The following is a 9,576-nucleotide window of genomic DNA, read 5'->3' on the forward strand; positions in this document are numbered from 1 at the left end:
CGGTAGCCGGAAAACATCCGGCTACTTCAGACCTTCCCTAAAGCGGTCAGCGATAGATCCGGTAGCCGATGCGCGCAACATGTGTCACATCAATCAATTTCGAGATGAGGGATCTGGCGCAGGCAAGTAGTCAGGGTCATTGGTGTATGGGTGTCAGCCACATCGCCTGATTGCAAGATACGAAAAGGTGGTCGGCGAGCGCATCACGGCCTAACCCCAGCCTCGCCTATTACGCTGAATGCTACGAACCATGAGACCAGGACGCTTTCAAAGCCTTCAGGTCCATCTTGGCTTTAGCCATGAGGTCTGGAGTCATAGGCATACCCTGATTATCTAAAAGCACTGGGGTGCATGCACAGCGACAGCGCACACGGTTATCCCCCTCTGCCCACCAATCAAGCATCTCCTGCCCGGTGAAGAGCTCACCATGCCTTTCAACATGATGTTCTCTGCTGGTGGGTGTCAGAGCCGACAGGTGCATGAATTTCACGGGTATGCCGAGACGCGCTGAATCAGAGATGTCGTTCTGTAGCTTGCGAATCCGCATTTCATGAAGTTCTGAATCAGAAATTCTACCGACCAAGGCTGCGCTCCTCGTTAAGACCCTCATCAAGTTAATAGACCACTTAATCAACTCACGCCACCCTTCGGAATTCGATATGAGTCAGCGCCACCAGATATTGGTAGGCGACTGCATCGATATAATGCGTACGCTGCCAGATGAAAGCGTGCATGCACCGGATGAACGACTTTGCTTGGAAAAAGGCAACGGTGCGCGCGGCGAAACTTTGGCCGGAGGAAAACTTTCGCCCCGCTCTCCCAGGCTATCTGTCCATCAGGATTCACGACTTGGGGCACCTTCGGTCGTCGCGGGCGTCACGCAGGAAGATCGAAAGGCACTGCTTGGGCAAAAGAACGGCAGCATCACCAGCCTTAATCGGGCGCTGAACCAGGGCATCTGATTGAAGCCGCGAACATGGTGTCAGCCACCGATTCACGCGGACCGGTTCTGACGATTTTGAAGAGGAGGCAGGCATGAAAAAAAGAGTCACGCAAAAGTCACGCGCATGAAAAAGGCCAATGCTGCGAACATTGGCCTAAGTCATTGAAAAATATGGTCGGGACGGAGTGATTCGAACACTCGACCCCTAGCACCCCATGCTAGTGCGCTACCGGACTGCGCTACGCCCCGACTAGGCGTGTATCTGTTTGTAACCTGCGAAAACGTTGAGAAATATACCCTAAGCATTTGAATTTTGGAAGTATCCTGGTTGCTCAATTACGCTTTGAGCATAACCAGTACGTCTTCCAGCTCGGCAATCATCTGCCGGATCATCTGCTTGTACTGCTGGGTATCGTCCTTCGGTTCCCCGGTGGTAAGACGAAGTCGGGCACCACCAATGGTGAAGCCCTGATCGTAGAGCAAGCCGCGGATCTGACGGATCATCAGCACGTCCTGGCGCTGATAATACCGGCGGTTTCCGCGTCGCTTGACGGGGTTGAGTTGAGGAAACTCCTGCTCCCAATAACGCAAAACGTGCGGTTTTACCGCGCAGAGCTCGCTAACCTCACCGATGGTGAAGTAGCGTTTGCCGGGGATCGGCGGTAGCTCATCGTTATGACTTGGTTCCAGCATATGCCTCAACTCGGGCCTTCAGCTTCTGCCCTGGACGAAAGGTGACCACACGGCGCGCCGTAATCGGAATTTCTTCACCGGTCTTGGGATTTCTCCCAGGCCGTTGGCGCTTGTCTCGAAGGTCGAAGTTGCCAAAACCTGACAACTTCACCTGCTCGTTATCTTCCAGAGCGTGCCTGATTTCTTCAAAAAACAGTTCAACCAGTTCCTTGGCTTCCCGTTTATTCAGGCCCAGCTCTTCGTACAGACGTTCGGCCATCTCAGCTTTCGTCAGAGCCCCCATACGCTACTTCCTTAACGTGGCGTTTAACCTCTCCTCAAGCGAGGTGAGGATAGCAAGTGTCGTTGCGTTTACCTCATCGTCATTAAGAGTGCGCGATGGATGCTGCCAGGTCAAGCCGACTGCAAGGCTTTTTCTATGCGGATCAATGCCTTTACCCTGGTAAACATCAAATAACCTGAGGTCTGTGAGCCACTCGCCTGCATTTTCACGAATAACGTCCAGAACGGCACTGGCCGAAACGTCGCGATCAGCCAGCAATGCCAGGTCGCGACGCACTTCCGGGAAGCGCGACAGCTCGTGGAATTTCGGCAGACGGCCTGTCGATACTTCAGCCAGAACCAGCTCGAAAACAAACACCGGACGATCCAGGCCCAGGGTTTTCGACAGTTCCGGGTGAATGGCGCCCAGGAAGCCGACTTCGCGACCATCACGCTCGATGCGAGCTGTCTGGCCTGGGTGCAAGGCGGGATGCTGGCCCGGAGTGAAGGTGAACTCACCCAGCGCACCGGCAAAACCCAGAACCGCTTCGACGTCAGCCTTGACGTCGAAGAAATCGACCGCATCACGGCCTTGCGCCCAACCTTCCGGCAGACGGCTGCCGCATACCACACCCGCCAGCATCGGCTCTTGCTTCAAGCCGTCAAGCTGACCGACGAAGCGCAGGCCGCTTTCGAACATGCGTACGCGGTCCTGCTGGCGGTTGAGGTTGTGCTGCAGCGCTTTGACCAGACCCGGCCATAGCGAGGCGCGCATGGCGGCCATGTCATTGGAAATCGGGTTGGCCAGCAACAGTGGCTTGGCGCCCGGCGAGAACAGTTCGAACCATTTCGGGTCAATGAAGCTGTAGGTGATCGCTTCCTGATAACCGCGGGCAACCAGCAGGCGGCGCAGCTCAGGCAGATCGCCCTTGGCTTCGGCCTTGGCCTGAGGAGCAAGACGGGCTTGCGGGTAACGGACCGGCAGACGGTTGTAGCCGTACAGACGTGCCAGCTCTTCGATCAGATCTACCTCAAGGCTAATGTCGAAACGATGACTTGGCACTTCGACACGCCACTGCCCGTCGGCTTCGGTAGTCACAGCAAGGCCGAGACCTGTCAGCAGACGCTCGATTTCGGCGTTTTCAATGACCAGACCGAGCATCTGCTCGACGCGGCTGGCGCGCAACGTAACCGGAGCAATCGATGGCAAATGCTTTTCGCTGACCACTTCTGTTATCGGGCCAGCCTCACCACCGGTGATTTCCAGCAGCAGGCCAGTCGCCCGCTCCATGGCCTCACGGGCCAGCTGCCAGTCAACACCACGCTCGTAACGGTGCGAGGCATCGGTGTGCAGACCATAGGAACGCGCCTTGCCAGCCACCGAGATGGTGTCGAAGAAAGCACTTTCCAGGAAGATGTCACGAGTACCGGCAGTTACGCCGCTGTGCTCGCCACCCATGACACCGGCGATTGCCAGAGCACGCTGGTGGTCGGCAATGACCAGGGTGTCGGCACGCAGGCTGACTTCCTGACCGTCGAGCAGAACGAGTTTCTCGCCCTCCTCCGCCATGCGCACACGAATGCCACCGTTGATTTCGGCCAGATCGAAAGCATGCAGAGGCTGACCCAGCTCGAGCATCACGTAGTTGGTGATGTCGACAGCGGCATCGATGCTGCGCACGTCGGAACGACGCAGGCGCTCGACCATCCACAACGGAGTCGGACGCGACAGATCAACGTTGCGGATGACGCGGCCCAGGTAACGCGGGCATGCAGCCGGAGCCAATACTTCGACCGGGCGCACTTCATCGTGCACAGCGCTGACAGCAGCGATCTGCGGACGGGTGACGTCAGTGGCGTACAGCGCACCGACTTCACGCGCCAGACCGGCCACCGACAGGCAGTCGCCACGGTTCGGGGTCAGGTCGACCTCGATGCTGGCGTCGTCCAGGTTCAGGTAGACGCGAATGTCCTCACCGACCGGCGCATCGGCGGCCAGCTCCATCAGGCCATCATTGTCCTCGCCAGCCTGCAACTCGGCAGCCGAACACAGCATGCCGTTGGACTCGACGCCACGCAGCTTGGCTTTCTTGATCTTGAAATCGCCCGGCAGCTCGGCACCGATCATGGCGAACGGAATTTTCAAACCGGGGCGCACGTTTGGCGCGCCACACACAACCTGAAAGGTTTCGCTGCCATTGCTGACCTGGCACACGCGCAGCTTGTCGGCATCGGGGTGCTGTTCGGTGCTCAGCACCTCGCCCACGACCACTCCACTGAAAACGCCGGCGGCCAGCGTGACGCTGTCAACCTCAAGACCGGCCATCGACAGACGAGCAACCAGCTCGTCGCGGGAAACCTGCGGGCTTACCCAGCCACGCAGCCATTGTTCACTGAATTTCATCCTGCTCTCCTGAAAGGTTCGTTACGACTTAGCGAAATTGCGCGAGGAACCGCAAATCGTTGTCGAAGAACAGGCGCAAATCATTGACGCCGTAACGCAGCATGGCCAGACGCTCTACGCCCATGCCGAACGCGAAGCCCTGAAACTCTTCAGGGTCGATGCCCGACATGCGCAGCACGTTCGGGTGGACCATGCCGCAGCCCATGACTTCAAGCCAGCCAGTCTGCTTGCAGACACGGCAGCCCTTGCCGCTGCACATCACGCATTCCATATCCACTTCTGCCGACGGCTCGGTGAACGGGAAATACGAAGGACGGAAGCGCACGGCCAGCTCTTTCTCGAAGAACACCCGCAGAAATTCTTCGATGGTGCCTTTCAGGTCGGCAAAGTTGATGTCGCGATCAACCAGCAGACCTTCGATCTGGTGGAACATCGGCGAGTGGGTGATATCGGAGTCGCTACGGTACACACGGCCTGGGCAGACAATGCGGATCGGCGGCTGTTGCGATTCCATGGTGCGGACCTGTACCGGTGAGGTATGGGTGCGCAGCAGCATGTTCGCATTGAAATAGAAGGTGTCATGCATCGACCGGGCCGGGTGATGGCCTGGGATGTTGAGCGCCTCGAAGTTGTGGTAATCGTCTTCGACTTCAGGGCCTTCGGCGATGCCGTAGCCAATGTGCGTGAAGAATTGTTCGATACGTTCCAGAGTACGGGTAATCGGGTGCAGACCACCGGAGGTCTGGCCGCGGCCCGGCAGGGTCACGTCGATGCATTCGGCGGCGAGTTTGGCAGTCAGTTCTGCCTGCTCGAACGATGCCTTGCGTGCATTGAGAACCTCTGTGACACGCTCCTTGGCAACGTTGATCAGCGCGCCGACTTGCGGTCGCTCTTCAGCTGGCAGGTTCCCCAGGGTCTTCATCACCTGAGTCAACTCGCCTTTCTTGCCGAGGTAGTGAACCCGGATTTGCTCCAGGGCATTGATATCTTCGGCGCTTTGCACAGCCTCAAGAGCTTGAGAGACCAGCGCGTCCAGGTTTTCCATGTACAGACTCCAGATACAAAATAGGGGAAGAGCTGAAGGCTCTTCCCCTATTTATGACGTTTAACACCGACCCCGGAGAACCGGGGCCAGTGATTGTCGGGGACTTAGGCCAAGGTGGCTTTAGCTTTCTCGACAATCGCAGCAAACGCCGCTTTTTCGTTCACTGCCAGATCAGCCAGAACCTTACGGTCGATCTCGATGGACGCTTTTTTCAGGCCGCCAATGAAACGGCTGTAGGACAGACCGTTAACACGAGCACCAGCGTTGATACGAGCGATCCACAGAGCGCGGAACTGACGTTTTTTCTGACGACGGTCACGGTAGGCGTATTGGCCTGCCTTGATTACCGCTTGCTTGGCAACACGGAATACGCGTGAACGCGCGCCGTAGTAGCCTTTTGCAAGTTTCAGAATTTTTTTGTGACGCTTACGGGCAATGACGCCACGCTTTACACGAGCCATGAGTTACTTCCTCTATATCTTGATCAAAATTAACGAAGGCGCAGCATGCGCTCGACTTTTGCCACGTCAGACGGATGCAGCAAGCTGCTACCGCGCAGTTGACGCTTACGCTTTGTCGACATTTTGGTCAGGATGTGGCTCTTGAAAGCGTGTTTGTGCTTGATGCCGTTGGCGGTTTTCAAAAACCGCTTAGCTGCACCACTTTTAGTCTTCATCTTTGGCATGTTCGGATACTCCGCATTCAGTTGATAAATATAACCGCAAGGCCTGCCGTGCCCTGGTGGTTATTTCTTCTTTTTCGGGGCGATGACCATGATCAGCTGGCGTCCTTCCATCTTAGGATGCTGTTCGACGGAACCGTATTCGAGCAGGTCACCTTCAACCCGCTTCAACAGCTCCATACCCAGCTCCTGGTGGGCCATCTCACGACCGCGGAATCTCAACGATACCTTGGCCCTGTCCCCGTCACTCAGGAAACGTACCAGGTTGCGTAGTTTTACCTGGTAATCCCCTTCCTCCGTCCCTGGACGAAACTTGATTTCTTTAACCTGGATCTGCTTCTGGTTTTTCTTCGCTGCAGCAACCTGCTTCTTCTTCTCGAAGATCGATTTGCCGTAATCCATCACACGGCAGACCGGAGGAAGTGCGTCGGCAGAAATCTCTACCAGATCCAGCTTAGCCTCTTCGGCAATACGAAGCGCTTCATCAATCGAGACGATGCCAATCTGCTCGCCGTCAGCGCCAATTAAACGAACCTCGCGGGCCGAGATATTTTCATTGATCGGGGCCTTGGGTGCAGCTCGTTTATCTTGTCTCATTTCACGCTTAATAATAATTACTCCGTATCTTGGCGACCACGCCGGGAAACCGCTTGTGCGAGGAATTCAGCGAATTGGGCAACCGGCATCGAGCCAAGGTCAGCGCCTTCACGTGTACGCACAGCGACAGTTTGCATTTCAACCTCCCTATCTCCAATCACGAGGAGATAAGGAACCTTGAGCAAAGTATGCTCGCGGATTTTAAAGCCAATTTTTTCATTTCTCAAGTCGGACTTGGCACGAAACCCGCTTTCAGCCAGAGTTTTTTCCACTTCAAGGGCAAAATCGGCCTGTTTGTCAGTGATATTCATGATCACTGCCTGAGTAGGCGCCAGCCAGGCTGGAAACGCGCCCTCGTAATGCTCGATCAGAATTCCGATGAAACGTTCGAAAGACCCAAGGATCGCACGGTGCAACATGACCGGATTCTTGCGACTGTTGTCTTCCGAAACGTACTCGGCGCTCAAACGGATCGGCAAGTTGAAGTCCAGCTGCAAGGTGCCGCACTGCCAGACCCGGCCGAGGCAGTCCTTCAGGGAAAACTCGATTTTCGGACCGTAGAACGCGCCTTCGCCCGGCTGCAGATCATAGGGCAGACCAGCACTGTCGAGCGCAGAGGCCAGCGCCGTCTCGGCACGGTCCCAAAGCTCGTCGGAGCCTACACGCTTTTCAGGGCGAGTGGACAATTTGAGTTCGATGTCCTTGAAACCGAAATCGGCGTAGACATCCAGCGTCAGCTTGATGAATGCGGCAGATTCGGCCTGCATCTGATCTTCGGTACAGAAGATATGAGCATCGTCCTGAGTAAAGCCACGCACACGCATGATGCCATGCAAGGCCCCCGACGGCTCGTTACGGTGGCAGGCACCGAACTCGGCCAGACGCATCGGCAGCTCGCGATAGCTCTTCAGGCCCTGATTGAACACCTGCACGTGGCAAGGGCAGTTCATCGGCTTGATCGCGTAGTCGCGGCTCTCGGACTCGGTGGTGAACATGTTGTCAGCGTAGTTGGCCCAGTGCCCGGATTTCTCCCAGAGCGAGCGATCGACCACTTGCGGGGTCTTGATCTCGAGGTAGCCATTCTCGCGCTGCACTTTGCGCATGTACTGCTCGAGCACCTGATACAGGGTCCAGCCCTGCGGATGCCAGAACACCATACCCGGCGCTTCTTCCTGGGTATGGAACAGGCCGAGGCGCTTGCCGATCTTGCGATGATCGCGCTTTTCGGCTTCTTCGATGCGCTGAATGTAGGCAGCCAGCTGCTTCTTGTCAGCCCAGGCAGTGCCGTAGACACGCTGCAATTGCTCGTTCTTGGCGTCACCGCGCCAGTAGGCACCGGACAGCTTGGTCAGCTTGAACGATTTCAGGAAACGCGTATTCGGCACGTGCGGGCCACGGCACATGTCGACGTATTCTTCGTGGTAATACAGGCCCATGGCCTGCTCGTTCGGCATCTCTTCGACCAGGCGCAGTTTGTAGTCTTCATGACGGGCGGTGAACACCTCGATCACTTCAGCGCGCGGGGTGACTTTTTTGATGACGTCGTAATCTTTTTCGATCAGCTGCTGCATGCGCTGCTCGATCGCCGCCATGTCGTCAGGCGTGAACGGGCGCTCGTAGGCGATATCGTAATAGAAGCCGTCGTCGATCACCGGGCCGATGACCATTTTTGCAGTCGGATACAACTGCTTGACCGCATGCCCGACCAGGTGAGCGCAAGAGTGACGGATTATTTCCAGTCCTTCCTGATCCTTGGGGGTGATGATCTGCAGGCTGGCATCGTTTTCGATCAGGTCGCAGGCGTCGACGAGCTTGCCGTCAACCTTGCCGGCCACGGTGGCCTTGGCCAGCCCGGCACCGATTGAAAGCGCGACATCGGCTACGGAAACCGCATGATCGAATGAACGTTGACTGCCGTCGGGAAGAGTAATAGTTGGCATGGCGCCTCCTCTCCTAGTGGTGACCCCTACCAAAGGTCACGTGGGTTGGGATGAGCCAGTACGTGATCCGGTGGTATGCCTGCCTCACAGTGGCAGGAGCCTTGGGGCCAACCTTGAACCGGACCAGATGACTGGAATGTACGAAAAACCTGCCTGCGTCGCGTCCAAAGCCATCAGCAATGGGAACACTTGAAAATAACAGGACGCGCATCCTAGCACAGCTCGACCGACACCGGACGTTCATATGCGTAAATCACGCCAAATAACACGTCACCTGAACTGGCTGGCTTGATGGGCGTCTTAACCAGTCAGGATCCTGTACGTTTCCTTGTTCACTAAAGTCAGCAAAAGGAGAACACCATGAAGCTTTCCCGTCTGTCCGCACTCCTCGCCTGCGCCGCCGTCATGGCCCCTTGGGGCGCTCAGGCTGCCATGGAAAAAACCGTGCAAGACACGTTCACCCAGGAATGCATCGCTGCGGCGAATCAGCACAAGCAAGATGCCAAGGCCGCGCAGGCTCATTGCGATTGCAGCGCCCGGGTAGTGAACAAGGAGTTTTCTCAGCAGGAAATCGAAGCATTGAGCAGTACCGATAGCGCTCCTGCCCCTGCATTGACGCAAAAACTGCAGAAACTGGTTGCCGAAAACTGCACCAAATCAAAATAAATCATTTTTTTTAACGCAGTAAAGCAGCTGCCTGAAATGCCGAGAGCTACGCCCCGCCGCCAACCTGAAAGCCTTGCAGAGCGGGGCTTTCAGCATATCCCGAATAGTCTTGATGCAAGACTGGCAGAGACATCATTTAGCCACTTTATGTGTATGACGCTTTGCATATGCAGCGACCCAGACTAAAGAGATCACCTTAGTAGCTGTCTTTTTGCGCATTTCGACTATGATAGGCCCGTGTGCCCAGTTGGCCTGAGCAGCACGTTATTGAAAATTATGTTTCTGGAGATACACCATGTCTAATCGCCAAACCGGCACCGTAAAATGGTTCAACGATGAAAAAGG

At 56.0% G+C, this 9,576-nt stretch carries 10 protein-coding genes, 1 tRNA gene and 1 pseudogene; 2 read left to right on the top strand and 10 right to left on the bottom strand.

The features are described 5' to 3' along the window. Positions 1–241 precede the first annotated feature (241 nt). Positions 242–547, bottom strand: a complete 306-nt coding sequence (locus tag ALO64_RS20105; protein WP_044343794.1) for a hypothetical protein — start codon at positions 545–547, stop codon at positions 242–244. 185 nt (positions 548–732) lie between these two features. Between ALO64_RS20105 and ALO64_RS25365 the strand changes: the two are divergent. Then, positions 733–1,039 (top strand): annotated as a pseudogene (locus ALO64_RS25365) (tyrosine-type recombinase/integrase); the annotation flags it as partial. Between the two features lie 76 nt (positions 1,040–1,115). Here the strand turns inward: ALO64_RS25365 and ALO64_RS20110 are convergent. From ALO64_RS20110 to thrS, 9 genes are all read right to left on the bottom strand, one after another. Beyond that, positions 1,116–1,192 (bottom strand) — tRNA-Pro (locus ALO64_RS20110). Positions 1,193–1,279: 87 nt separating this feature from the next. Next, a complete protein-coding gene (locus ALO64_RS20115; protein ID WP_002553165.1) occupies positions 1,280–1,636 on the bottom strand; it encodes a MerR family transcriptional regulator in 357 nt (118 codons plus the stop codon). Continuing rightward, positions 1,617–1,919, bottom strand: a complete 303-nt coding sequence (gene ihfA / locus ALO64_RS20120; protein ID WP_002553164.1) for an integration host factor subunit alpha — start codon at positions 1,917–1,919, stop codon at positions 1,617–1,619. The genes ALO64_RS20115 and ihfA overlap by 20 nt, the downstream gene beginning before the upstream one ends. Before the next feature lie 3 nt (positions 1,920–1,922). Continuing rightward, the gene (gene pheT / locus ALO64_RS20125) at positions 1,923–4,301 is read right to left on the bottom strand and encodes a phenylalanine--tRNA ligase subunit beta (RefSeq protein WP_044343792.1); all 2,379 of its coding nucleotides are present in this window, start codon (positions 4,299–4,301) and stop codon (positions 1,923–1,925) included. Between the two features lie 28 nt (positions 4,302–4,329). Further along, positions 4,330–5,346: a phenylalanine--tRNA ligase subunit alpha gene (gene pheS, locus ALO64_RS20130; RefSeq protein ID WP_002553162.1), complete on the bottom strand. Its 1,017-nt coding sequence runs from the start codon at positions 5,344–5,346 to the stop codon at positions 4,330–4,332. A 104-nt stretch (positions 5,347–5,450) separates the two neighbouring features. Continuing rightward, entirely contained in the window at positions 5,451–5,807 is a 357-nt protein-coding gene (gene rplT / locus ALO64_RS20135; protein WP_044343791.1) for a 50S ribosomal protein L20, read from the bottom strand. Between the two features lie 29 nt (positions 5,808–5,836). Further along, positions 5,837–6,031, bottom strand: a complete 195-nt coding sequence (rpmI, locus tag ALO64_RS20140; protein WP_002553160.1) for a 50S ribosomal protein L35 — start codon at positions 6,029–6,031, stop codon at positions 5,837–5,839. 60 nt (positions 6,032–6,091) lie between these two features. Continuing rightward, on the bottom strand, positions 6,092–6,643 hold the full coding sequence (infC, locus tag ALO64_RS20145; protein WP_170855886.1) for a translation initiation factor IF-3: 552 nt from the start codon (positions 6,641–6,643) through the stop codon (positions 6,092–6,094). Next, positions 6,643–8,565, bottom strand: a complete 1,923-nt coding sequence (thrS, locus tag ALO64_RS20150) for a threonine--tRNA ligase (protein WP_044343790.1) — start codon at positions 8,563–8,565, stop codon at positions 6,643–6,645. The genes infC and thrS overlap by 1 nt, the downstream gene beginning before the upstream one ends. A gap of 360 nt (positions 8,566–8,925) precedes the next feature. On the opposite strand from thrS, the gene ALO64_RS20155 reads away from it, so the two are divergent. Beyond that, on the top strand, positions 8,926–9,231 hold the full coding sequence (locus ALO64_RS20155; RefSeq protein ID WP_004662375.1) for a hypothetical protein: 306 nt from the start codon (positions 8,926–8,928) through the stop codon (positions 9,229–9,231). Positions 9,232–9,576: the final 345 nt, after the last annotated feature.

Source organism: Pseudomonas meliae, assembly GCF_001400515.1.
GTDB classification, from domain to species: domain Bacteria; phylum Pseudomonadota; class Gammaproteobacteria; order Pseudomonadales; family Pseudomonadaceae; genus Aquipseudomonas; species Aquipseudomonas amygdali.